Source organism: Okeania sp. SIO2F5 (genome assembly GCF_010692685.1).
Lineage (GTDB): Bacteria > Cyanobacteriota > Cyanobacteriia > Cyanobacteriales > Microcoleaceae > Okeania > Okeania hirsuta.
In genome coordinates this window covers 1-26,270 of sequence record NZ_JAAHGU010000103.1, presented here as the reverse complement: position 1 = coordinate 26,270, position 26,270 = coordinate 1, and the positions used below count along the sequence as shown (strand labels likewise).

Annotated in this window: 15 protein-coding genes; 6 read left to right on the top strand and 9 right to left on the bottom strand. The window is 34.1% G+C overall.

The features are described 5' to 3' along the window. Positions 1–710: 710 nt before the first annotated feature. The 5 genes from trxA to F6K27_RS24060 form a co-directional block, all read right to left on the bottom strand. On the bottom strand, positions 711–1,043 hold the full coding sequence (gene trxA, locus F6K27_RS24080) for a thioredoxin (protein WP_287278761.1): 333 nt from the start codon (positions 1,041–1,043) through the stop codon (positions 711–713). 1,739 nt (positions 1,044–2,782) lie between these two features. Then, a complete protein-coding gene (locus F6K27_RS24075; protein WP_124154593.1) occupies positions 2,783–3,946 on the bottom strand; it encodes a GuaB3 family IMP dehydrogenase-related protein in 1,164 nt (387 codons plus the stop codon). A 767-nt stretch (positions 3,947–4,713) separates the two neighbouring features. Further along, complete coding sequence (locus tag F6K27_RS24070) at positions 4,714–5,763, bottom strand: DMT family transporter (protein WP_287278759.1); 1,050 nt, start codon at positions 5,761–5,763, stop codon at positions 4,714–4,716. 388 nt (positions 5,764–6,151) lie between these two features. After that, positions 6,152–6,688: a hypothetical protein gene (locus tag F6K27_RS24065; protein ID WP_124146698.1), complete on the bottom strand. Its 537-nt coding sequence runs from the start codon at positions 6,686–6,688 to the stop codon at positions 6,152–6,154. A 590-nt stretch (positions 6,689–7,278) separates the two neighbouring features. Beyond that, a complete protein-coding gene (locus F6K27_RS24060; RefSeq protein ID WP_287278757.1) occupies positions 7,279–8,481 on the bottom strand; it encodes a response regulator in 1,203 nt (400 codons plus the stop codon). 645 nt (positions 8,482–9,126) lie between these two features. Between F6K27_RS24060 and F6K27_RS24055 the strand changes: the two genes are divergently transcribed. The 6 genes from F6K27_RS24055 (at position 9,127) to F6K27_RS24030 (ending at position 20,379) form a co-directional block, all read left to right on the top strand. Then, complete coding sequence (locus F6K27_RS24055) at positions 9,127–12,033, top strand: tetratricopeptide repeat protein (protein ID WP_287278755.1); 2,907 nt, start codon at positions 9,127–9,129, stop codon at positions 12,031–12,033. 533 nt (positions 12,034–12,566) lie between these two features. Continuing rightward, positions 12,567–14,192 carry a S8 family serine peptidase gene (locus F6K27_RS24050; protein WP_287278754.1) on the top strand — a complete coding sequence of 542 codons (1,626 nt, stop codon included), beginning with the start codon at positions 12,567–12,569 and terminating at the stop codon, positions 14,190–14,192. 405 nt (positions 14,193–14,597) lie between these two features. After that, positions 14,598–16,016, top strand: coding sequence for a hypothetical protein (locus F6K27_RS24045; RefSeq protein ID WP_287278752.1), 1,419 nt, complete (start codon positions 14,598–14,600; stop codon positions 16,014–16,016). A 25-nt stretch (positions 16,017–16,041) separates the two neighbouring features. Then, positions 16,042–17,439 (top strand): DUF1822 family protein, encoded by a 1,398-nt coding sequence (locus F6K27_RS24040; RefSeq protein ID WP_287278750.1) that lies wholly within the window; start codon positions 16,042–16,044, stop codon positions 17,437–17,439. Between the two features lie 802 nt (positions 17,440–18,241). Beyond that, entirely contained in the window at positions 18,242–19,210 is a 969-nt protein-coding gene (locus F6K27_RS24035; RefSeq protein ID WP_124146690.1) for a tetratricopeptide repeat protein, read from the top strand. A gap of 233 nt (positions 19,211–19,443) precedes the next feature. Next, entirely contained in the window at positions 19,444–20,379 is a 936-nt protein-coding gene (locus F6K27_RS24030) for a tetratricopeptide repeat protein (RefSeq protein ID WP_124146689.1), read from the top strand. Between the two features lie 890 nt (positions 20,380–21,269). Here the strand turns inward: F6K27_RS24030 and F6K27_RS24025 are convergent. From F6K27_RS24025 to F6K27_RS24010, 4 genes are all read right to left on the bottom strand, one after another. After that, the gene (locus F6K27_RS24025) at positions 21,270–22,703 is read right to left on the bottom strand and encodes a GUN4 domain-containing protein (protein WP_287278748.1); all 1,434 of its coding nucleotides are present in this window, start codon (positions 22,701–22,703) and stop codon (positions 21,270–21,272) included. Between the two features lie 743 nt (positions 22,704–23,446). Continuing rightward, entirely contained in the window at positions 23,447–24,319 is an 873-nt protein-coding gene (locus tag F6K27_RS24020; RefSeq protein ID WP_287278746.1) for a PhzF family phenazine biosynthesis protein, read from the bottom strand. Between the two features lie 830 nt (positions 24,320–25,149). After that, complete coding sequence (locus tag F6K27_RS24015; RefSeq protein ID WP_287278744.1) at positions 25,150–25,359, bottom strand: hypothetical protein; 210 nt, start codon at positions 25,357–25,359, stop codon at positions 25,150–25,152. A 379-nt stretch (positions 25,360–25,738) separates the two neighbouring features. Further along, complete coding sequence (locus F6K27_RS24010) at positions 25,739–26,131, bottom strand: acyl carrier protein (protein ID WP_287278742.1); 393 nt, start codon at positions 26,129–26,131, stop codon at positions 25,739–25,741. Between the last annotated feature and the right edge of the window lie 139 nt (positions 26,132–26,270).

The window sequence follows — 26,270 nt, the reverse complement described above, 5'->3', positions numbered from 1 at the left end:
CATGCTTTAACTTTACCATTATATAGCAGAACTTTTGGCGATCTGCATGATTTTTTTTGTTGGTCGCAATTCATCCCAACACCAAACTAGGGTTATGGTGTGGGCCTTCTTGCTCCATTTAGGTAAAATTCATACATGATAATTGGTACAACTACTAGGACATAGAGTGATGAAGAATCGAATACTGTCCAATTTTTTTCCACTATTGCCTGTTCCCTAATATATAGCAGTCGAAGGAAAGGACACATACAGATCAAAAGCTTAAAACTTAGACAACGCCAGATTTTTCCTTCTTGCTTCTTCCTTCTTATTTCTTCCTTTTGGTATACAAGGTACTAAAGCCTTAGTATTAAATTAGGGCTTTCTATTTATAAATACAAATAAAAAATTTCCGAGACCACTGAGAATCTCGGCTAAGTCATAAAATAGGTTGATTCTACCTTACTTGCTTGAGAACTAGGACTGTAGAAAGAAAACAGTTTTATTATTTAGATTAGTCCACTAGAAACCTTACAGAGGATTATTCTCTCAATGAAAATATAACTGAGAATTACTTTCTGCTTTTCAGAATAAACATATCTCAGTTTAGATGGTTTTTCCTGTTGTTCTAGAGATAGTTCATCAAATTTTCAGTGTATCTTAATTAGTTGTAAACATTTATAGACACAAACAGTTTTCTCCAACTTTCTACATATCTGTTTCAAAAATTCTCAATCATTCTCCAGGTACTTTTCTAAAGTTTGAGCCAATGTAGTTTTAGGAACGGCTCCAACCACCATATCAACTCTTTGGCCTTCCTTAAAAATCATCAAGGTAGGAATACTGCGAATCCCATACTGGCTTGCTACATTAGGATTTTCGTCCGTATTTACTTTAACTACTTTTATTTGTCCTTCGTATTGCCCTGCAATTTCTTCAACTACAGGAGCCACCATCCGGCATGGCCCGCACCAAGGTGCCCAGAAATCTACTAAAACTGGAACTTGACTTTCAAGCACTTCTTGCTTGAAACTGCTATCGGTGACTGGTGTTGCTGCTGTCATTCTTTACTAATCCTTAAATATGAATCTTGAATAGTATGGCGTAAATAGTATGGCGTAGGATTGTTGCTTCTTGGAGATTGCCTCTAGACTAGATTTAACTTGGTACCAAAGAAACCCTAGAATTTCTGCCAAGTATATCAGCCAGGATGGCTTCAGAAGCATTTCAGACTTGGTTGCTAGTCCAAGACACGGTCTGTCTGACCGCAAAGGTATGCCTATTTATTTACTAGGCTTAATGCAACTCAAATTTTTTTTTATACAGTTCATCAGTTGCCAGTTACGTCTGTTTAAAAACACCTTTATTATAATTTGGTATTTTTTGATTTTAGCAAGTTTACTTTTCCCAGAAAACACCAAATTTATTATTAGTTTAAGTGTTTTGGGAAAAATTTAAGATAAAATCCTGAAAAATATGGTAGGTTTTGATTCTACCAATGTATATATAAAGAGTATAGTATAGACTGGTATCAAGGTTAACAAACTATCATATAACATTCAATTAAAGTCTTCTCTAAGTACAATGTCACTTTAGTTAGTTAAGTCCACCATACAATCTTAAATTACTAGCTTTATTAATACTTTCTTTTATATCTTCTTCTGTGTCAAGTAGTATATAGAAAAATTAAAATACAAAGCGCAGAATCTTTTTTTCAAGTTAAGTTTTTCCCTATTCTCAAAAACTCTAGATATCTATCCGTAACTTTAACTTGATCAAGTCGCAAATAACTAACTAAGTAAACAAGTAACTATATTTATTTGTACCGTACTTGATTTGCACGATAAATTTTATAAACAATTAAGCAATTAACTGAGTAGCTTACGCCGAATCTGTGATAACCTAATCACTATCAAAAAAATTTGATCTGAATCAAGCCTTAAGTGGCCATAAGGAACCGCCCAAACTAGAAAAGCTCGGGCGGAGTGTGGTGTGAGGAGTGAACGGAAACATGCATCTCCGCTATTACTATTGTGACATTTATTTTCAGATAATTCTAGGGTAATTTGTAAATTTCAAAACTATTTCACAAATTTTGTCAAGGGTACAGAGATATCTTAAGTCATTGACATACTCTCCAGCGGTCAGCGACGGAGATTCTCCTAAAACCAGGATTCTTGGTTTGTGCTCCGCAAAGCTAGGCCAACAACGAGTCCACTTAAACTAATTACCAGAAGATATCTAGCTCTGAGATGGCTCTCTCCCCAAGGGAGGGTTTGCTCTATTCCAAAAGCCTCTGGGTTTATGCCCTACGGTACAGTTCAAAATCCTATAACTCTTTTCTTGGCCAGCATTTCCTCTATTGGTCGGCGTTCCCATAGCAAGGAAACCTTACCGGGTTCCGACCGCTTACCCCTGACAGCTACGCAGAGTCTGACGGCAGTTTTCAAGGTGCGTTGATCAATTATATAGCTAGGTTTTTAGAGCAGTTGAATACCTTTAGTTCTTTTCTAACTATAATACAAAGTCCCCCTTTTAGGGCTATCGATTACCCACATCTTTCTTAAGATAAAGCTTGACAAAATAGACGAGTTATGAGTGAGTCTTGGCTCGGCTTTTTCGGGAGAAAAAATGTATTTTTATATACATTTTTCTTGAAAACTTCAGTAGTTTTACTTAGCTACTATGATTTTTTCTCCTTTCTCCCCTGCTCCCTGCTCCCCTGCTCCCCACAAGTATTTCAAGACTTATGGGTAAGGGATAGCTTTTAGGGGGAGGCTTTAAACCTAATTTTTCGGTAAATCTACTTGCCCATACCTAATTGTTGAGCTTTTTGATAAACTTTACCCTCAGTCAACAATGAAGGAGCAATAACAACCTCAACTTGCTGCATTTCTTTCAAATCTTTAGCTCCCAAAGTGCCCATACTCGTTTTGAGAGCGCCCAATAAATTATGTGTACCATCGTCCAATAGTGCTGGGCCACGCAGAATTTGCTTGATGGTGCCAGTTGTACCGACCTTGATCCGAGTACCTCGTGGCAAAAGGGGACTAGGAGTAGCCATACCCCAATGATAGTCACGCCCTGGTGCTTCCGCGGCCCTAGCTATAGGCGAACCAATCATCACCCCATCAGCGCCACAAGCAATACATTTACAAATATCTCCACCAGTAATTAAGCCCCCGTCCGCAATAACTGGGACATAATTTCCTGTTTCTTGGTAATAATCATTTCGTGCTGCTGCACAGTCAGCTACAGCAGTAGCTTGGGGAACTCCTACACCTAAAACACCACGAGATGTACAGGCAGCACCAGGGCCAATACCTACTAGCACTCCTGCAGCCCCTACTTTCATTAAATTTAAGGCCACTTCATAAGTAACACAGTTACCTAAAACCACAGGCATAGGCATTTCTTGACAAAGCTTAACCAAATCCAGGTTTTCCACTGACTCAGGTGAAAGAAATGCAGTGGAAACAACTGTTGCCTGGACAAAAAATAAGTCTGCACCAGCATCAGCGACTACTTTTCCATATTTGAGTGCTCCCGCAGGTGTTAAGCTTACTGCTGCAATACCACCTTGGCTTTTTATTTCCTTAATTCTCTGAGAAATTAATTCTGGTTGAATTGGAGCTGAATAAAGTTCTTGCATTAAACCCACAAATTCATCTTTGCCCACAGAGCTAATTTTTTCCAATATTGGCACTGGGTCAGGATAGCGAGTTTGAATACCTTCTAAGTTGAGAACTCCCATTGCTCCTAACTCAGATAATAGAACAGCCATTTTGACATCAATTACTCCATCCATTGCACTAGCAATAATGGGAATTTCTCTTTCTATGCCGCCGATGCTCCATCTAGTGTCTGCTAAACTTGGATCGAGTGTCCGTCCCCCAGGAACTAGGGCAATTTCATCGATTCCGTAAGCTCTGCGAGCTGTTTTTCCACGTCCAATAAATATATCCACTACTTTTACCTATTCCCAAGACCATTTTAGTTAGGGTATCAAATTCAGAGAAGCATTGGTCATTAAGTCAAAAGTCTATAATTGAAAGTCAAACGCCAAACAATAGGAGTCAGGAGTCAGGAGTCAGGAGTCAGGAGTCAGTAAGAATAGCCTATATATCTATAATATTATTTATTATTTAGTTAAAGTAAAACTCTGTGTTTAGTCAAATCGACATTTCTAGGTAAAGTCTTTTTAGCAGGGAAATTATTCGTAGCATTATTTTTTATATTTCATATTACTTCCGACATTCCGCACGTCAATTTATCAGGTTAAAAGTAGTATAAAAATTCCTGTATTGGCAGGTATTTCTGAATAAATTATCTTGATTGACCTTTCTCCAGAGTCATATTATTCGGAAAATATTCAGCATCAATACTCAATCACTTACCCAATTATGACTACTATTATTTTCTCCTGACTCCTGAACTCTGAATAGACATTTGGTGAAAATAAACTTGCCCTTTATTTGCTATAAACTAGAGTGTAATAACTCAAAAAATCATTTTTCGTGTTTTTTTTCTAAAAATATCTTCCCTGTTCTCTCCATACCTATTTCTTCCATACCTACTTTTACAAAAAGTCTATATCTTTTTCACGCCTATGTCTAATACATAGCAAGAAACGAATTGATTAGGACATAGATTAATAATGAACCGTAAGACAGATAAATACTTTTCCCACTTTTCCCTGTTCCCTCCATACCTATTCCCTATTCCCTGCTATAGTTAAAAACCTTTAAATCCTAAACCTGTTTCTCTTTGCTGAGGATGAACCTTTTCAGCAAGTTGATTAATGGTAGTTTCGTTTTTATTCGCGACTTGACTCAATATAATTCCAACTAAAATAATAGCTCCCCCAATATAGTGAGCAGCGATGGGTTTTTCTCCTAATATTAAATAGGCTGCTATGACTCCAGCAATGGGATTAAATGCACTGGCAATAGAAGCATCAGAACTACTGGTTTTACTTAATCCTTTTAACCACAAAATTTGACCTATTACTACAATAACTGCACTATAAACTAACATCCATTGCCATAAAAAAGGCGAAAATAGTTCCATGAAATGACTACTTCCATAAAAATATAATGCGGCAATAAAGAAGATAATACCTCCAAAACCATTACGAATAATATTAAAAAATCCTACCGGAATTCGATGAAGACGCGCTTTACTAATAGTATTAGAAATTGCCGTAGCGGTCGCTCCAATTGCGGCTAAAATTTCTCCTGAATTGATAGATATCATATTTGTAGAATCAACTGAGTTTTGCCCAAAACTTTGCAAAACTATAATTAAAATTACTCCGGCAAATGAAATAATTGCTCCAGTAATTTTCCACCGATTAACTTTTTCTCCTAGCAAAAAAATAGCTAGTGCTAAAGTTAAGGGAGGTTCAATACGTCCAATTAATATTACATTGTTAACCATTGTGCGAGAAAGTGCTTCAAATGAGGCAGCAGGAGATAGAGCGCCAGCTAGGAATGCAACGGCTAACATACTTGCCCAATCTTGACTTGAAAATTGTTGAAAGTAACGTAGATTTAGCTGTTTTCTATAGATAATAATTAAAATTAATAGGGCACAGATATTTCCTACAAATAAAACATTACAAAATGAAATGGGATTTTCTCCAGGAAATTTTTCGGCACCAATTTCTGTTAATTGTTTTGTAATTGCGTTAGAAGAACCGAAAATAATGATTGCTAATAATAAGTAAATTTGTCCGGGGATTTTTTGCCAAAGGTTAGAGATATTTACAATTTTTTGGTTCATTTTTAACTATGGCTTGCTGATTAAATTTAAAAGTATTGACATATAAAGACAAGTGCCTTTTTTGAGTCTAAAAAAATGCCTGGTATCACGTCTAAAACGCTTAAAAAGTTAGTATTTTAGGCTCATAGTTGGGCAGAAAAATCCCAAATTGACAATTCAAATCCGAATAGTTAAGGTAAAAATCCTCTCATGAGCAAGGAAAAACAAGAAAAATTTTTCATAATTATTCAGCCCATTCCGTTTTCACTCTAGAGGTAATTATTAATTATTAATTATTAATTATTAATTATTGAATCCTACCTCCTCGCTCATTCCCATTTCTCCTGTCTCCTGTCTCCTGTCTCCTGTCTCCTACTCCGACTAAAAGACTTTTGAGCGCAAACCCTAACTAGAGTTTCCAAGATTGATGACAAGTCCAAGAGTTATTGGGATGGCGTTCATAAAATCGTAATTCCCATAATACCTCTGCTTGGGAATTGATGATTTTTTTTGCTATTTTTGCTAGTGTTTGTTGTTGTTCTGATGGAAATTTGTAGGCTAAACTGAGATGTAAATTATTTTTGAGGCGTAATTCATCAATACGAGTTTTTGAATTGGCTAGATGAGCAAAGTTAGCAATCAATTTTTCTAGCCAAATTGATTTTAATTGGAGATAATGAAAGTCTGTTTTTAACTCCATATCTACAACAACTATAGGTGGCGCTGGGCGATTTTGACTAGTATTGTTTAAGGCAGTATCTAAAGCTTGAAGATAAATTGGAACTGCGGTTAATTGGTCGTGAAAAAAACCTGTCAAGGTACAGTGCGGCATATATTGATGTGCAGCATTTTCACTACATTCTGCACGAGTAGTGGTGAAATATTCTTCTAGTTGATTATTTAGTTCACCTACTGGGCAAGCATATACGATAAATTCTCGTAGCATCAGATTATAGATTAAATTTATGATTTTTGAGTTTACAGCAGAAAAAAGAAGGAAGAAGGAATAATCTTACCGAATAATTAAGGTAAAATGCCTCTCCTTTAAAGGAGAGAAAAAATTTTCCCTACTGCGTCAATCCTCTTCTTTTCAAGCAGAAGTAATTATTAATTATTAATTATTAATTGTTGAAGTTGTCTTGGTTTTAAGCTTTTGATTTGTCCTAACCTTTCCTTCGACTGCTATACAGCGCTTTTCAAATTGATGAACCACATCGTCACAAAAAAATCGTGTAGGGGCGTTTTGCTCCGCAACATATAAAGCTGCAGCTTTGCGTTAGCAAATGGCCATTCGTCCCTACTTATTATTTGTAACATTCTTTTTTTACCCCTTTTTAACTTTATAACAATAAAATACTGACAGTTTTGTAGATGTAGTAGTGAATTAAAATAATATTAGTTTTGGCTAAACTGAAACTTCTATTCCTTCGTTGCTTCCAAAAACTGATTCTCAAGTGAGATTAGCTTCAAAGACGGTTTTAGACTAATACTATTACGATCGTTAAATTTTGACCTAGCTACACAATTGCAAATAACTTATAAGCTTGTTTGATCTGATTTTTCTGGTGATTTAGGAGGATAATTTTGTAAATATCGCTTTACTACTGCCAATATTTTTTTCGGTTGAAGAGGCTTGGTTATATACCCTGTAGCTCCCACCATTTTAGCACGAACTCTATCGACCACTCCATCGTTTCCAGTGATGATAATTATGGGTATATTCTCAAAAATAGGTACTCGTCGCAATTGAGTGCAAATTTCATAACCATTAGCAATTGGCATCATTAAGTCTAAAAAAATTAGATCGGGTTTATTTTCAATAATTATTGGTAATGCTTTAATAGAATCTTGAATTCCGATAAATCTATAATCTGCCTTTTTCAGAATTTTCTCTAACATATAACAAATTTGTTTACTATCATCTACACAAATAATTAATTCTTGGACTTTAGCTGGAGCTTTCTTTTTATTTACATTGGGCTGTAATCCTGGACTTCCTTCAATACGTTGTTTATCTGGAACTGACTTAAGAATAATTAATTCATTACGCACATAAGGCATTAAAAATAAAGTTAATTGACGCACATCTTTATTCATCAAAATAGCTATTTCTCTAAGAGTTCTTTGGCCATCGACTAATTTAGTGATTATTTGATAAGAGTTAGGTTTAGCTATTTGTTGTAACAATTTTTGTTTGATAATTTCAGGAACTAAATTAGGAGAATATTCAGTTAAATTAGACTGCTGCCATGCTAAAAATGATTTATGAAGAGTAGGAATTATAGCTTCAGGAGGAATAATTACTGACATTAAAATCAAAGATTTTTCCAATCCTTTTGGAGATAAATTATAAGCTAATAACTCTTGTGATTGCTGCTGTAAAATATCAAATACAACTTCTTTGATGTTCTCAATTATAACTGCTTTTACTTGATTTGGAATTAATACTTTTTTTCTAGATAAAATAGATAGAAGATGATAGTAATAATAATTAAGATCATTATGTTCTCGTAACTTCATATTAGCCAGAGAAATATTCGGGCAAAATTGATGCCAAATTCTATGAAATCTGCGGTTAGGATGTTCACCTCCAGTAGCCCAAACTAGACGACCAACACAAAAGAATATTATCCAACTTTTCTGAGAACCTTTTACTTCTAACTTCCCTGTAAATTGATCGGGAACCTCATTGAGCAACAAATTAAAAAGTTGATTTTTCCTATTTTCATTACTTTTCATTTTTAATACCAATTGAATCAAGAATTAGGGAAATAAAAATTAAAAACTATAGAATATAGATGTATAAGAAAATATTGTAGACTATTTTTGAGTACAGTATTCTAGTTATAATCAAAATTATTTCCTATTTTCCTGTGAAATTTATTGGCAATGTAAAAATGCGATTGTCAGAATTATTTTCCTGAACAAAAAAGAATAAAAAAGCAAATAAATCTATCATTTTATGTATTTCTATAATTTATTAGTTTTTATTTTACACTGAAATTTTTTTTTAAAATAGTATAAGTCCTACTCATCCGAAATCAACTCCCTAGTAAACAAAAGTTTCTCATAACAAGAATCTGAGAGAGACAAAATAGTACAAAATATCTTTTAAGAGCATATAGGGTGAGACCCATAATGCTAAATGGCCATATTAAGTTTGTATGGTCTTTAACTAGTGCAGGATGGCGGAAATAACTGACCAGTTACAAAATCCTAAAACAATTACAAATCAAAAATGATTGACTGTCAGATGTGCGTATTACATTCTGGAGGGGCTGTGTGCGGAATTACTTCCGCACAGTAGGCGCCCCGTAGGAAACCTCAGAATTACGCACTCGATGCATGACTTTTGACTTTTGACTTTTTTAGAGGACTCCTACAGTGAAGAATTCCTATCTCTACCTTAGTTACTTGAGCGCGATCGCTATTATTCTTTTCCCAGTACACACCATCACAAATATCCCGAATGTCTTGGCCCAAACTCCCGAGGTGGAAAGTTCGCCAGAATCTTCTGCCTCCAAGGCTGAAGCAGATAAGTTATTTGAAACAGGTGTGGAACAATTTCGGACAGGAAAGTTTGATGAGGCCCTCGAAAGCTACGAAAAAGTTTTAGCAATTCGTAAGGAACTGGGGGACCAGGCCGGAATTGCCCAAACCCTGAATAATATGGGGGATGTTTATGTTAACCAAAGGGAATATGCTCAAGCTTTAGATGTTTTGCAACAAGCTTTAACTATTCGCCGAAAAATAAACGATCGTCCAGGGGTATCGGAAACTCTTAACCTGATTGGTTTTACCTATCAACGACAGAGGGAATTTTCCCAAGCGTTAAATCTACATCAAGAGGCTTTAGATATTTCTCAAGCTGTGAAGGACCGACCTAATGAAGGAGAGTCATTACATAATATTGCTGCGGTTAAGGCCAGTCAAGGACAACTTGACCAAGCACTTGAATTTTATGAACAGGCGCTGACCATTCGCGAAGAAGTGGGCGATCGCCGAAATAGAGGACGTACTCTCAATAATATGGGGGTGGTCTACTTTCGGATGAGCAATTATGACAAAGCTCTGGAAACATACCAAAAAGCTTTAACTGTGCGTAGAGAAATTAATGATAGTGCTGGAGTTGGTCGGTTATTAAATAATATAGGTTTTGTCTATCGGGAAAAGGGTGAAGATTCTGAAGCTCTTAAATATTTTCAGCAAGCTGTGGCGATGTTAGAAAGTATTGGCGACCAAAGAAGTGTGGGGCGAATTTATGGTTTTATGGGGAAACTTTATGAAAAGCAAGGAGAAGAAGATAAAGCATTAGAGGTTTATGAAAAAGGGTTAGAAGCTGCTAAAGTTGCGGAGGATAAGACTGCTCAATTAGAGGCTTTGAGTTATTTGGGTGATGCTTATTATGAGATGGGAGAAAATGCTAAGGCACAATCAATTTATGAACAAAGTTTAGCTTTTTATCAGGAAGCAGAAGATAAGGCGGGGGAAGGTAAAACAACTGTTGGTTTAGGGAAAGTTTATAACCGTTTGGGTGAAAATGATAAAGCAAAGCAAGTTTTACTAAAGGCTTTGCCTGTAAATAAAGAAGTAGGAGAAAAGTCGGTTATTGCTGCCAATTTTAATGCTTTGGGTGAAGCTTATTATAGTTCTGGCGATTATTCTATTGCTCTGAATTATCATAAACTTGCTTTGAATAATTTACCAGATAAAGAAGATAAAAATGCTGTTGCTATAGCTTATGAAGGAATAGGAGATTCTTTATATCAACTCAGACAATATCCCCAAGCTTTAGAAAATTTAGTACAAGCATTAGCAATATATAAAGAGAGTGAAGAAACGGTTAAGGAGGGTAAAATTTATGGGCAGTTAGGCACAATATTAGCAGCTCAGGAAAAACCAGAATTAGCAGTGGTTTTTTACAAGCAAGCTATTAATTTGAATGAAGTTATGCGGAGTGAGGAAGGCGAGAAAAGTTTCTTAGAAAAGCCTGAAGAAATTTATCGGAATTTAGCAGGTTTATTATTACAACAAGAACGTATTGTGGAAGCTCAACAAGTATTAGATTTGTTGAAAATTCAAGAATTAGATAATTATCTAGGGAATGTTAAAGGGAATGAAGCAACAGCAACCGGAGTTAAACTATTAGCTGCTGAAGAAAAAATTCTGACTGAAGAAACAACAGATATTTTAGAACGGGAGATTGACAAAAATAATTTAAAAGCGGATTTTCCAGAATTTAATAATTTGCAAGCAAAATTACAAAAATTACCTGGAACAGCGCTATTTTATCCGTTAATCTTGGCAGATAAATTAGAATTAGTATTAATCCAAGCAGAAGGCGACCCAATACACAAAACCGTAGAAGTAAAAGCAGAAGAAATAGAAGGGGCGATCGCTGAGTTTCGGCTAACAATTTTGACTCCGGTTGGAGATGTCAAAGATTCTGCGGAAAAACTCTATAATTGGTTAATCAAACCAATAGAAAATGAATTAGCTCAAGCAAATGTCAATACTATTCTTTATGCACCAGATAATCAATTACGTTATCTTCCTTTAGCAGCACTTTATGACGGAGAAAAATGGTTAGTAGAAAGTTTTGGTGCGAATAATATAATTGCAGCTAGTCTAACCAATTTTGAGACTAAACCTAAGAATCAACCTCGTGTATTAGCAGCAGCTTTAACCGAAGGTAATTATCAAGTTAAGGTCGGAACTCGCCAAGTTGAATTAACACCAACAACAGTAAAATTAGTCGAAAATTTAGCAGAAACAATTCCTGGTACTCGTAAACTTGTTAACAGCGAATTTAGTTCTGAAACAACAATTAGTAGTTTTAATGAGTATAATATTGTACATTTAGATACCCCCGTTGTCTTGTTAACTGGAGAAACAGGAAATGGCAAACCAGAAGACTCTTTTATATTATTTGGAGATGGCGATCGTGTAACTCTGCGCGATATGGAAAGTTGGTCATTACCGAATGTAGATTTAGTCGTATTAAGTGCTGCTGAAACTAACATTGGAGGACAAATAGGTAATGGAGAAGAAATAGTCGGTTTTGGTTATCAGATGCAAAATGCCGGAGTTGAAGCAATAGTTACCTCCTTGTGGCGAGTTAATGATGATTCCGCTCAATTAATGAATACTTTTTACACAGTTTTACAAGAAGGAAAAAGCAAAACAGAAGCATTGCGGGAAGCTCAAATAAATATGATTACTGGAAAGGATAAAGAAGCAAATAATCCTTACTATTGGTCATCATTTATCTTGATGGGAAATGGATTTTAGGCGTTGTTGAAGCGCGTGTATGATATTAATCTTAATTACTTAGGAGTCAGGAGTCAGGAGGGAAGAAAGAAGGAAGAGGGAAGAGGGAAGAAGGAATAAGAAAAAAGCTTGATTAGTAATATTCTGCTGTTTGAGCTATTTCATAAGTCAAATGTAATAATGACAACTGTTATATCAATTAGAAACCCGGTTACTGAAATTAACCGAGTTTTTTTGTGCATAACCTCTAATCAATCAGATATATGTTGATTTGACAGAGGTTGAGGTTTCCTTTCATATATTCATATAGAAGAAGAGAAAGGGAAGAAGGAAGTAAGAAAAAAAGCTTGATTAGTAATATCCTGCTGTTTGAGCTATTTCATAAGTCAAATGTAATAATGACAACTGTTATATCTCAAAGTAACAAGTTGCTTAGGACTTATGCTGATGATGAAGTTCAGACAGGGAAATATTTTTCCTCCTGTTCCTTGTTTCCTGTTCCCTGTTCCCTGCTATAGACATAAAAATATCTGTACAATCTACCCCAAAAAACTATGTTTCCTTCAAACTATCCTGAAAATTCTGTCGATAATCTTCTTCCAGTTATTGGTGCGAATAACATTTCTATTATACCCGAACAGTTAAATAGTTATGAACAAGCAATTTTATCTGTTAATAATATCTTAACAGAACAGCAAATTGTGACAGATGAAATAAATTTCCCCTCACAAATAAACAGTAATATTACCCCTTACCTAAAATCTCACACTGAAGTTATCGAAAACCATTCCGAAACAAATATACTAACTGGTGAATTAATTAACCCTGAAAGAATAGCAAGTCAAATAAACCTTTTCCCACAGTCAGATGACACCTTGATAAACGCTCGCGATATTGGGGTTTTGAATACCAATCAAATTTGGAATGATTTTGTAGGTGACTTCGACTCCGTAGACTATTATCGTTTCCATTTGAATACAACCAGTGACTTTAACTTATTTTTATCTGGTTTAAGTGCAGATGCTGATGTAGACTTGCTCGAAGACAAAAATAACGATGGTTTTGGAGAAATAATTGATTCTTCCCTTGCTTTTGGCAGCGCTTCCGAAGAAATTAATGTGTCTAATTTAAACCCCGGTACTTATTACGTTAAAGTAAGTCAATACAGTGGAGATACAAATTATAATCTGAGTCTGTCAGCAACACCTTCATTTAATTCTGGACTTTCATTGAATTCTGATGGTTTTAATAGTATCTATGGATATGGTTTAATTGATGCAAATGCAGCAGTTGCTCAAACTATCAACGCACCAATTCCTGAAGGTTTTGATTTTAATAATTGGAATGTCGAAACAATTAATGCTCCCGAAGTCTGGAATCAAGGTTATACCGGGCAAGGTATTATAGTAGCAGTGATAGATAGTGGGGTAGACTACAATCACTTTGATTTAGCAAGTAATATCTGGACTAACATCAATGAAATTCCTAACAATGGTTTTGATGATGATGGTAATGGATATGTAGATGATTTTAGGGGATGGGATATTATCAATAATGATAATGACCCGATGGACTTTTTTGGTCACGGTACTCATATTGCAGGTACGATCGCTGCTCAACAGAATGGCTTAGGAATTACAGGAATTGCTCCTAATGCTAAAATTATGCCTGTTAAGGTAGGAAATTTTGAGACAATTCTACCTGATGATGCTGCTGGTGGCATTTACTATGCAGTTAATAATGGTGCCCATGTGATTAACATGAGTTTTGGGAGAGATTTTTATTCTCCTGTAGTAGATGATGCCATCCGTTACGCAACAGAAAGAGGAGTTGTGGTAGTTATGGCAGCAGGTAATGACGGTAGTAGTTTTCCTGAATATCCAGCTAATAATCTACAACAATGGGGAATTCCTGTTGGGTCAACAGATATTACAGGCAGAATTAGTGACTTTTCTAACCGTGCTGGGTCAACAACACTAAATTATGTTGTTGCTCCTGGAGAAAATATTTATTCGACTCTTCCTAATAATGATTTTGGAAATCAAAGTGGTACATCATTTGCTGCTCCTCATTTTGCTGGTGTAGCTGCTTTAGTTTTGAGTGCTAATCCTTTTTTAACTCCCGAACAAGTGGAATATATGATTACTACTACAGCTAATTCTAACCAAGTTATAGTTTAGTGCAGCTACGCGGAAGTCAAAAGTCAAAAGTCAAAAGTCAAAAGTATTGAAGCGAAAAAAGCATTTCCTTCTTCCTTTTTGCCTCTTCACTTCTTCCTTCTTTCCTCAATAAATATTGCATAACCTCTAGGAATATAGAAATATATTCCAATTGAAGGGATAAATATCCTGATATTAGAGCAAACTTTTGACCAGGAAAAATGATTATACAATTAACAATAATCAGCATTGTGGATTGAATATCTTACGGGTTAATGTTTGATAGTAGTCGAAGCAAAGGTTAGGAAAGATCGAGAGCTTAAAACTAAGACAACGTAATACTTTTCCTTCTTCCTTCTTTCTTCTGCTATAAGCTAATATATCTGGATAATTGTTCATTTTTATTGATCTCAAATCTAAAAGTAAATGGTTACTGCTTCTAAATACTGGAGACAGATTAAGATTAATAGTTCCGGGTCTCGTCAAATCCTGGAAATTACAGAGGCAAAACAATTTTTTACCTCAAATTTTCCAGAATATATAACAGATAGTGAAATTTCGGACATTAATATTCAGCGTCAACTTTTAGCATTGGTGCAAGATAATTCAGATACTAATTTAGAGAGAAATTCTTTATTAGCAGAACGCTGTCTTCTCTGTTTTATATCTTGGCAAATTGACAGTGTTTGTCAACAATTAGCCGCAAATTTTGGTACAAATCATGGCTTTACTAGGGAAAATTTATTCCCTTATGTTTTGACTGATGATGGCAGAATCTCTAGTCAAAAAAATCAAACTTCTTCTTGTTCTTTTGCTCAAGAAATTCTCCAAAATTTCGACCCAAATCAAAGCAATTTAGCTACCTGGACAACTAGAAAAGTTAAACAGCATCCTGAACTTAATAGTTTCTTACTGGAATGTGGAGTCTATTTAATTAGTGATTGGGCAATTCTGAATGATACTCCTCCTAAACAACTAGAGAAAATTTTCTCAGTATTTTATAATTTTACTGCTTTTGAAACTCGGGAAAGTATAGATATTTTATCAAGTTATCATGCTATTTATCGGGCGCAACGTCGCCAAAAAAGTTTATCAAGAGCAGGGAGAAAATGTTTGCCACCAACTACAGAACAATTAGAACAAATTGCTCAATTAATCAAAACTAAAACTGGTAAAAATATTTCTCCAAAGCAAGTATTGACTAAATTGCAAGACCTGGCTTCTCAAATACGAGAATATCGAATTTCTGTGAGAAGTGGTTCTCTACCAACAATACCATTAGATACTTCTAACCATAAATCTTTAGCTAATCAGATTTGTATTGTTCAAGAAGCTGATTCAATGGATGAACAGAATGAATTTTTGAGCAATTATAGAAAGCAATTTCTTTTAAGTTTAGATGATGCTATAGCTAAAGTAACAGATTCTTGGATACAATTACTAAAGAAAAGAAAAAACAAAAAAATGGAACAATTTATCCAAGGGTTACATCTATATCATTGTCAGGGAAAATCAATGACAGAAATTGCTCAAAATGTTGGCTTGAAAGCGCAATATCAAGTAACTCGCTTACTAAAATTAAAATCTTTTCGGGCTGATATTAAACAGGAATTATTAATTAGTTTGCGGGGTCGTATCTTAGAAATTGCTCAAGATTATGCAGATCCAAAACATCTAAAAACTATAGATAAAAAAATAGAAATAGCTCTAGATGAACAAATAAATATAGTCTTTAAAGAAGTAGAATCAGAGGGTTATAATTCTCAGTCTAGTTCTAAAGAAAATTTATTTGCTCAAAGAGTTTGTAAGCATATAGATAAATTTAGTTCTTGTAATTTATCATAAAACTTATTATCAAGGAAAACTTTAAATGAAAAATGAATTAACGAATCAATTAGAAGATTTGCTAGAATTTCAGGGTATTGCAACAGAATCTATTCATTTATCATTAGAAAAAGTTGAGCAAGCCATCCAAATTAGCAATCAAATTCCTAACGAATCACGACAATGGCAAACTTATTTGAATGGGTTAGCTTTGTTTGGATTTGAACAATGGTTAGAAGAACGAGGTAAAGATAATTTAACAGTTAATTTAGCTGATGCTTCTATTTTTAATCCAGTTCTTTCTAACTCAATTCCAGCCGTTTGTAATCTGAATATTAATCAGTTTAAAGTTTGTATCATCACTCAAGGTAGTTTTATAAATGAAGAAGTTAGTCTACCAAGAGCAGTAGTAGATTTACCAGAGTTCTCCCATCATTTATATGTAGTGGTGGAAGTACAAGAAGAACTAGAAAAAGTTGTGATTAATAGTTTTATTTCTTATGCAGATTTAATGGGAAATAAAACACAGCTTAATCTACTGCCAGATGAAGATTGGAATTATCAAATTCCCTGGAGTTGGTTTGATACAGAAATAGATAATTTATTACTTTATCTTCGTTGTTTGGATATAGCAGGAATTGCCTTGCCAGAGGTACAACCTAAGTCAAATAATTTAGCTGCAGCTAAAGCTGAATTAACAAAATTATTACCTCAGCTATCCGCACAAAATTTATGGGAATCTTTTAACTGGGAACAGGGAAAAACTATCCTAACTAATTCTGAGTTATTAAATTGGATATATAATTGGCAATTGCAAATAGATATAGAGGAGGGGAATATTCCGAATAATTTAGTAGAAATTACAGAAAATTCAGAAAATTCTTTAAGTAGTCTGAGTAAATATTTACCAGATTTACTTAGTATCTTGACTGAACCTACAATTAATGTGGGGCGTTGGTTAAAGAATGAATTAGATGATTTTGCCAATGAATTATCCTGGGTTTTATTGCCAGAATTATCGGCACTATCTCCCATGAGAGGAATATCTTCTCCTACAGAAGAAATTGCTGGAATTATCAGAGAGTTGCCCAAAAATGGTGTATATATTCCTCCTCATGCTAGGGTTGCTTATCACGATTTATTATTAGCTGGAATTCCTTTAAGATTGTATGCTTTAACTTGGTCTTTAGTCTCAGATTCAACATTAGAATGGATGTTGCTATTAATATTAAGTACGCCTACAGGGATGGGTTTACCGGAAAAAATAAAATTGCGGGTTAGTGATGCAACGGGAATTTTAGTTGAACAGAAATTAAATTCCAATGAGGATGATTTTTATATATTTACTAATGTTGTAGGAGGTTGGAATGAGAAGTTTATTGCTACAGTTTATTTGACACCAGAAAATCAGGAGACTTTTCCTCCTTTTGAATTTAATCCATGATTTTGATCGGTTTGGCGTTATCAAATTTTGCAACAATAATGCTAAATCATTTTGAAGAAGGAAAAAGTGGATGGGATTTGTAGACACGAAGTGGCAGGTCGAAGACTATCCCCAACCAATTATGGACGGTGGAGTATTAAACCTATAAAGAAAAACATAAAAGTTGTTGACGAAATTGAGTGGGCAAATAAATATTGAGTTATTCTAACTGAGAAAAAGTTTGCTACAAATTTTTAGGTGAGGAAACCTTCGGATAGACAACTTAAATGTATCAACTCATAGCATTTTTTTTAGATATTTATTATCTATTAATCAGTTTAATTGCGCATAGATCCAATTTAAACTGATGGGTTATAGGGAATAGTAAAGTTTTTAGCAATACTAACTAAATATTTAAGGGTTTAGCATCCTATACTGACTACTAATATACAGTTATAATTAGGCTCGTAGTTGGGCTTAAGCAATCATACTAAGGACTAGTGTAACAATAACCATTACAGTTTTTTTGATGGAAGCTAATTTCACAATTGATCCCAGATAAAATTTGTACAAATTATTTTTACATGACTCCTAAGTATTGTAAGGGCTAGAGCAAAACTACGAACAAAAACTTTATTATAAGTAATTATCCGCTAGTATAGCTCCCCGGAGGGGGCACATGATACAATAAGTAACAATGATTTTTGTACTACATTTTATCTCCACAATGTAGTGCAAATTTCTGCATAACCTGCCAACTTTGATAAATAGAGTAGTTTACAACCGGAAAATTACCAGTATTGTTCTGGAGGAACTACTTATCGTGTCCACTGCTATCTATTCCGCAGAATTAAAACAACTATCTCAAACAGGCGATCGCTTATTCGATCTGGGACAATTTGAAACTGCATTAAATACTTTTCAGGAAGCGTTAAAAATTGTGCTCACATCTGAGCAACAAATAAATATTTTAAACCGTATTGGATTAGTTTATCGTCGTCTGGAAAAATATGATTGTGCCTTAAAATATCTCAATTTAGCCTTGCAACTTGCTCAAGAAATTGGCGACCAAAATCGAGTTGTAATGATTTTGAATGATATTGGCGAAACTTATTGTTTGTCTATAGAATATACTTCTGCCTTAAGATACTATGCTCAAGCTTTAGAAATTGCCCAAGATTTTTGTAATTTATTAGGAATGGGTATAATTCTTAATCATTTAGGCGAAATATACAATTTACTAGGGTTATTTGAACAAACTCTTAACTGTTGTCAAAAATCTCTAGAAATTTTCCATAAACTTGAAAGAAAATCAGAATTAGATAAATTAGCTTGCCAAACTAACATTGCTACAGCTCTTTATAATATAGGAGAAGCTTACTTATGGATCGGTCGATATACCCAAGCAAAAGAAATCCTAGAACTTACTTTAGCTATTCGTCAGAAAATTTGCAAAGTAACTTTGAATAAATTTAGTCAAACTACAGATTCTTTAGATAAAAATATTCTCCACAATAATTATCTTAATAGCAAAAAATTATCTCAAACAAACCAACTACTCCAACAAGAAAAAATTTGCTTCAGTCAAAGTATTATCTCCCAATATAGAGCAGAATTAGCCAATACTATGAATTTAATCGAGAAAGTTTATTGCCATATAGGTCAACAGCAAAAAGCAGAGAAGTATCGTCAAGAAAAACTTGAAATTTGGGAAAGTTGTGGTGAAAAATCTGTAATCTACAATACCTATATTTTGCCCTTTTATTTAAGATTTCCTTGTCATTATGCGTGAAAATAAATTATCAGATTAGTTGGCAATACTATTACTTATGCTAGTATATAATCTATCCGTGCATTAATCAAAAAGTTCGGCGTTGGTCAATCAAGAGATGAAACTTTAAGAGTAGTCTGTTTCTGATACCTCTAATATATTTTACCAAAGTAAGTGATGGGTCTCACCCCTAGTAAAAAATCATTTTACCAATTACCAACGCCAAAAGTTCAGTATTGTCAGGGAGCAATATTATGAAATCTTATACTAGCCATCAAAATGAATTGAAATATCTATTTCAAACAGGCGATCGCTTCTATAGTATAGGTCAACTAGAAACTGCATTAAAAAATTTTCAAAGAGCTTTAGAAATTACTAGATTAATTAATAACCAGGAAACAAGACTCAATATTGTCTATAGAATTGGATTAGTTCACCGTAAAATAGGAGAATATTCCAATGCCCTTAAATACCTAGAACTAGCCTTAGAACTAGCAAAAACAATAGGAAACGAAGCAAAAATCGCCACTATATATAATGAAAAAGGAGAAATTTATTATCTTTTAAAAGAGTATACTACTGCTTTGAAGTGTTATTCACAAGCTCTAATAATATTTAATAAATTCAAAGATATCGTAGGTATCGGCAAAACAATTAATCACATTAGCACGATTTATAATTTAACTGAATTATCAACTCAATCCCTAGAGTATTCTCGCAAATCTTTAAATATTTTTCAAAAGCTTGCTCAATCGGCAAAAAATGATAAATTGACAATTAAAATCAACGAATCAATTGCATTGCATAATATGGGAGAAGCATATTTTCTAATCAGTAGACCTCGCCAAGCTCAAGCCTTTTTAGAACTTGCTTTAGAGATTCGGCAAAAACTCTGGGAAGATTCTCTAGATCGGTTAGCATTAACAATAGATAATATTCCTAAAATAGAAAAAAATCATTATTCTAGCTATGTATATCCTCAAAAAATGGCAACTTATGAACAGAAAGAAAAAGATGGATTTCGCAGAAGTATTTTTGCTGAATATGGTAAAGATTTAGTAAAAACTCTTGATTTAATCGAAAAAGTTTATAAAAATTTAGGGCTAGAGAGACAAGCGAATAACTATCATCAACAACGGATAGAAATTAGTGAAAAAATTAATAGTAATTCTTGGTTAGTTACAACTTAAGCTGAAGTAAGATTATAGCAAATTCAAAAAAAGTCGATTTCTTAATCTGTAGTTCCTATCAATTTTTTACAACTTTACTACCTCTGATAAATTGCAAAAGTTATAAGCTTTTGAGGATTTAAAACATATATTCATTTTTTCTTAAAGGCAACAGGTATATCGCTACCCGTAAGTCAGAAGTTAGAAGTTAGAAGTCAGAATTAATCCCGGACTGACTTTGAGCATTTATAAATGTCCTAACTTATTTGCGTAGTGCTATAATACCAATTTGATAAATGTTTTCTACAAATAGCTAGGATATTTCTTAGGAGTCAACCCACCCCTAAACCCTCCCAGGAGGGGAAGTCAGGAGTCAGAATGAGTGGTTTTAATAGCAGTTTTTAGGTCTGAATTTATCTTTATTACTCCAAGAGATATCTTTTATAAAGTAGGAGCGTTTATAAAGTAGGGGCGTTTTGCTCAGCAACATGTAAACCAGAGAGCTTCTACCTTAGCAAATGGCCATTAGCTAGCTCACAACTACGTTAACGCCCTTACTGCCCCTATTATTGGTAACATTCTTTTTTGACCCTTAGTATAATATCAACAGGACTTACGCACAAGACAAAATTATACACCATTTCTACGAGTGAACGGCCGTTCACCCCTACCATAAGTGGTAGTTATGCGTAAGTCGTAATCATATTAAGTCTGATTAATTGACCACATTAAAAATTTTCTGCTCTTTCTCCTGTCAAATTTCTCAAACCTACTGCTATTAAATGTTGCCTGTTACCTCAGACCTTACTATCATTTTTAACAGATGTTTGCGTAGTATTTCCAGACCGAAAAGAGACCGACTAATTGCGCACTCGATGCCTGACTTTTGACTTTCAATTGCCTATAACCCTCTATATTTGACAAATATTAAGTCTTTTTACCATGGCAGAAAATAACTTTTCTAACTCCATAAACCATACCCAGTTTCCACTCATAGCAAACATTGCGGGTAAATGACCATAGGGTGCTTTTTCTAAATCAAATATTAAGTTATCGTGATTAGTCCAACCAATTATTGAATGCCAACCCAAGCGATCGCCTAATTTTTCATAAGTTAAAAAAAATGTTTGAGTAGGCAAATTTTCCCAAATCTCTTTTTGTGCAGAAAAACCAAACTTACCATTTGAATATTTTACCCAAAGTTGATTAATAGTCCGTAGATCAGTGCAAGGTAAATTATTAATTGAATTAATATTTAATTTATCTCTATTTTCTCTATTAGTGATTTTTAACATTAACTTTGCTGTTTCTATATCTGCTTCTCGCCATTTTCCAGTAGCCAATAAATCACACAATTTACTATAATCAACTCCCCTTTCTGAATTTAAGTTTACTTCTAGAATAGATGAAGAGTCTACCAAATTACTTACCTGTTTTTTAGGTAGTGAAACATCAACATCATTAGGTTTAATCAATGCCATAATTTCTGTCGCTGACTGAAACCTTTTCTTCGTTGCTCCGACAATCATCCGGTCTAATATATTACCCAAATGATCGCTAATAGGAGAAATTAAAAAATCTCGCCATACCCAATCATTTTCACTTACATCAAACAATTCAAACGGTTCAACTTGAGTCAATAAATGAATACAAGTCACACCCAAACTATAAATATCACTAGCAAAAATTGACTTCCCAATAGCTTGTTCCGGCGCAGCATATCCAGCAGAACCAATAACTGTTCCCGTCACCGCCAAAGCAGTACGAGTTGCAAACTTTGCTGCCCCAAAATCTACTAATACTAATTCACCTTTTTTCTGGGAATATATAGGTTGCTTAATAATATTATCCGGTTTAATATCCCGATGAATTACCTTTTGAGAATGAATAAATTCTAATACTGGCAATAAATCATTTAATAACTCCCAAATCTGAGTTTCATTAAACGTCCCTACTGTTTCTAACTCCTGCTGTAAATTTTGCCCCTCAATAAATTCTTGAATTAAATATTGACGATTATCTTGAGTAAAAAATGCCAGTAATTCAGGAATTTGAGGATGTTTTCCTAAAGCTTCTAATCTCACTGCTTCTTTAGCAAATAATTCTGCTGCTTTTTCCATATTTTGTTTATCTTGAACTTCAGGAAAAAACTGCTTGATCACACAAAAAGCTTGAGATGGTTTAAATTCATCTACTGCTTGAAAAGTTCTACCAAAACCACCTTGACCAATAATTTTAATGGCACGATAACGTTCTGCTAAAAGTAATTTTGACCCACATTGCTGACAAAATTTTGTATCAGAAGGATTTTGATTTAGACATTCAGGATTTAAACATTGACTCATAATTTAAACCAGTTATATTATGTGCCCCCTCCGTGGGAGCTACGCTATCAGATAATTAGTTATAATAAAATTTTTGTCTGTAGTTTTGCTCTAGCCCTTTAAATACTTATCTTATTGCTTAAGCCTAACTACGAAGCCGTATTATAACTGTTATACCTAACATGATATTACATAAAAGAATATTACAATATTTTGGTTGTAGGGAAGACAAAACTCTCACCAATGATTCTAAACTAATATATATAATTTCTCAAATAGATGAGGTACACAACTTTTTAATTTTTGGTAAGAGAGAAGAAGAAACAAAGAAAAAATACCATATTTTATTAATATGAAAACCCCTATAGTAGTCTTATATCATGTCCCCTTGAATATTTATAAATAAGGGAGTAGGGACGTTCATGCAACCTTTGTACGCAGTAAAGATAATAGAGATATTTACCCTGTGTAAAAGCATAGGTTTTTTCATCACTAATTATCCGGACTTAATATTAAATGATTTATCTTTTTCTTTTGGGTTTAAGAGCTGGTTGTTCAACTTAGTTAAAAGTCTTACATCACCTAGCTTTCAGGAATTTTGGAACTAAAGGATGATAACTCGCCAAACCTAAGTATAGCCAGAAACTCAGCCTCTTAATATTTACTTGATAAATCCGCTGTAATACCCCGCCGTCTACAGGGTGTTTACAAGCTTGTTAGGATTTAAGTCCCCATCCACTTTTTCCTTCTTTCTTCTTCCTTATTTAAGCAACCAATTTTCCTTGAGCAACCATGATAACTTTACCACCAACTAATACTTCTATTCCTTCTACTTTTTTCTCTGCTTGTAACAATAATAAAGAAGGTCGATTAATTTCATATCCCTGTTCGACCCTAATATTAACTTTTGCCTCACCAAAATAATTATACTCAGCTAAATATCCTGCTAAACAACCATTAGCACTGCCCGTTGCCGGGTCTTCAGTAATTCCTAAATATGGTGCAAACATTCTCACACTTAAATTATTAATACTATTGTATGTCTCTGGGCAAAATATTAAAATTTCTGTAGCTTTTGCTATCTGAATAAACTGATAATATTTATCCAAATTTACTTGAGCTTTCTTCAATGCTTTGAGATTTTTCAAAGGCACAATGATAAAAGGTATCCCTGTGGAAACTTCCTGAATAGGAAACCTCATATCTATATCACCCACCTCTAAATTTAATACCTCTGCTAAAGATTCAATTTGATGTTTTTGAGCAAAAGTAGGCATATTCTGAGCCATCCATAAAACTTCACCTTTCCAACTCACAGCAATTTGTCCTACACCCAGATTTAAAATTACTTGTTCCACCGAATTTTTAATAATTTCTCGTTGAATAATATAGGCAGTTCCTAATGTTGGATGACCAGCAAAAGGTAATTCTTGAGTAGGAGTAAATATCCGCACATCATAACCATTATTTCGTTGTGTTGAAGATAAAATAAAAGTAGTTTCTGAATAGTTCATCTCTCTGGAAATTTGCAACATTTCATTATCAGAAAGATTCTCAACTTCAGAACCTGTAAATACAGCCAGTTGATTACCAGCATATTTAGTTTCAGCAAATACATCTACAATGTAAAATTTCATAGTATTTTGTTACCTTTAGGCTTATATAACTCATTTGGTATCTTTATTGGCGATTCAGTTTTTTGACAGGAGTCAGGAGTCAGGAGGTGGAGGGAAGGAATATGGGAAAAAGGTTGAAAAATACCCCCCACCTTCCCATCTCTTTTTAAATAGATCTCAAATGGGTTCTATATTTGATCTAATTTATCAGATCGTCAAAGTTTGTAGCTACAGAACACCTAGACCGCACAAATCGGGTGGAAAGAAAAATATTTTTCCCTTAAATATTAGTTATATTAAAAGAAACTCACTCAAAGTACAGTAATTTCACTTTTGGTAATTTGAGGAGAGAAACTCATGGGGTGATAAGCGCCTCAAAAGTACTGTGGGATAAGGGTTTAAAAGATATGATCCCTTTCAAAAATCCCATGTTTTTTTGATCATAATAATTATTCTTATAAAGGGTGTGGGTCAGCGATCGCTGACCCACACCCTCTAGGTAAGTTGATTTATTGTTCAATCACATAAGGCTAACAAAATTTATATCAGTCAATTTGAAAATTTTTAATCATTGGACATTAGATAAATTCTTAAAGATTGCAAGTGTAAATACTTAATGTAATCATATAGACATCGCTTTTAATCCCCTTTGATAATCATGCTTTTTATGTGGATTTAGATTGATCATAACTTGGAGAATATCAACTAAATATTCCCCAGCTATGACCCACAATTCACAATTGCATTCCTACCCAAAAATTGCTATGTCTTCTATCTTTTCGACCTGGCTGTGTTAGTCTACAAATATAGTTTTGATCACCGGATTTTTTGATAAATTTACCTTGACAGCATCAACCAGTATAAGCAATAGCGATCAGTAAAATTAAGTTAGTCAAACGTTGCATATTAGCTTGACTTCCTTCCAGATTATATCCACCTGTTTTACCGTCTTTAAACATGGCTTCGATGCCCATTCTCGACCGATAATTTTTTAAAACTTCATCCAAATAATTAAGATTTGTTAATAAGTACCAAGGTTCTGTCTTGAGTGCGTCTTTCATTCCGAGGAGACCTCGGAATTACGCACTGGCTTTTTCTACTTTCTGATGATATTTGTCTTTCCAATATGCTGCTAGGTTAAATCTTCCAAAACCTTGATTATGAGTAATATTGATCTGGCTAAAAAAAATTTTTGTTCCGGGATATATCGGCAAAGAACTGAGTTTTTCATAGTTTTTCCCAGGTTTTCTATAGTAAGTATTATGTTTTTGTCGAAAAACAAAGTAAATTTTTTCAGGTGATTTTTGATTTTTGAGTCAGTGTGATCATTCAACGCCAGAGAAAAATACGTCACGATTATTAGTCAACCAATCAAAAAAAAAACGGAAATACATAGCTGTACGAAAAGCGTACCATTGCATCTACTTTATAAATCAGCTCTTAGATTAATTTTTCTAATTCTTCTATTTCTTGAATAACTGATGCTTCCAGTTCATCTTCTGAGAGTTTGGTAACTTCTGATAACTGGGACAATTGCTTTTGAGGATCGTCACTATCATCTGTCAAGTTTAGCTGTTGGGCTAAATAATCTACTAGCTTATCAATTGTAGAATAGTTAAAAGTGATAGTTGATGACACTGAACACTTTAAACTGGTTTGTAACTTATTTCTCAACTCTACAGAGGTCAAAGAATCCATACCTAACTCGAAAAAACCTGTCATAGATGAAATAGATTCAGGATTATTGATTCCTAACACTAGAGCTACTTGACGACATATATGTTCTACTAATAAAGATTTACGTTTGCTAGGTGCTGTCTCCTGCAGTTTCAATATAAATTCTGATTTATAGCAATGAGCGCTGGCATCTTTACATATTACATAAATATTGATAATGTAACATAAAAGTAACTGTATGAGCTGTATTTTTCATAAATTAGGCGATCGCTAAAGGTTAAAGTTTTAAGGATGC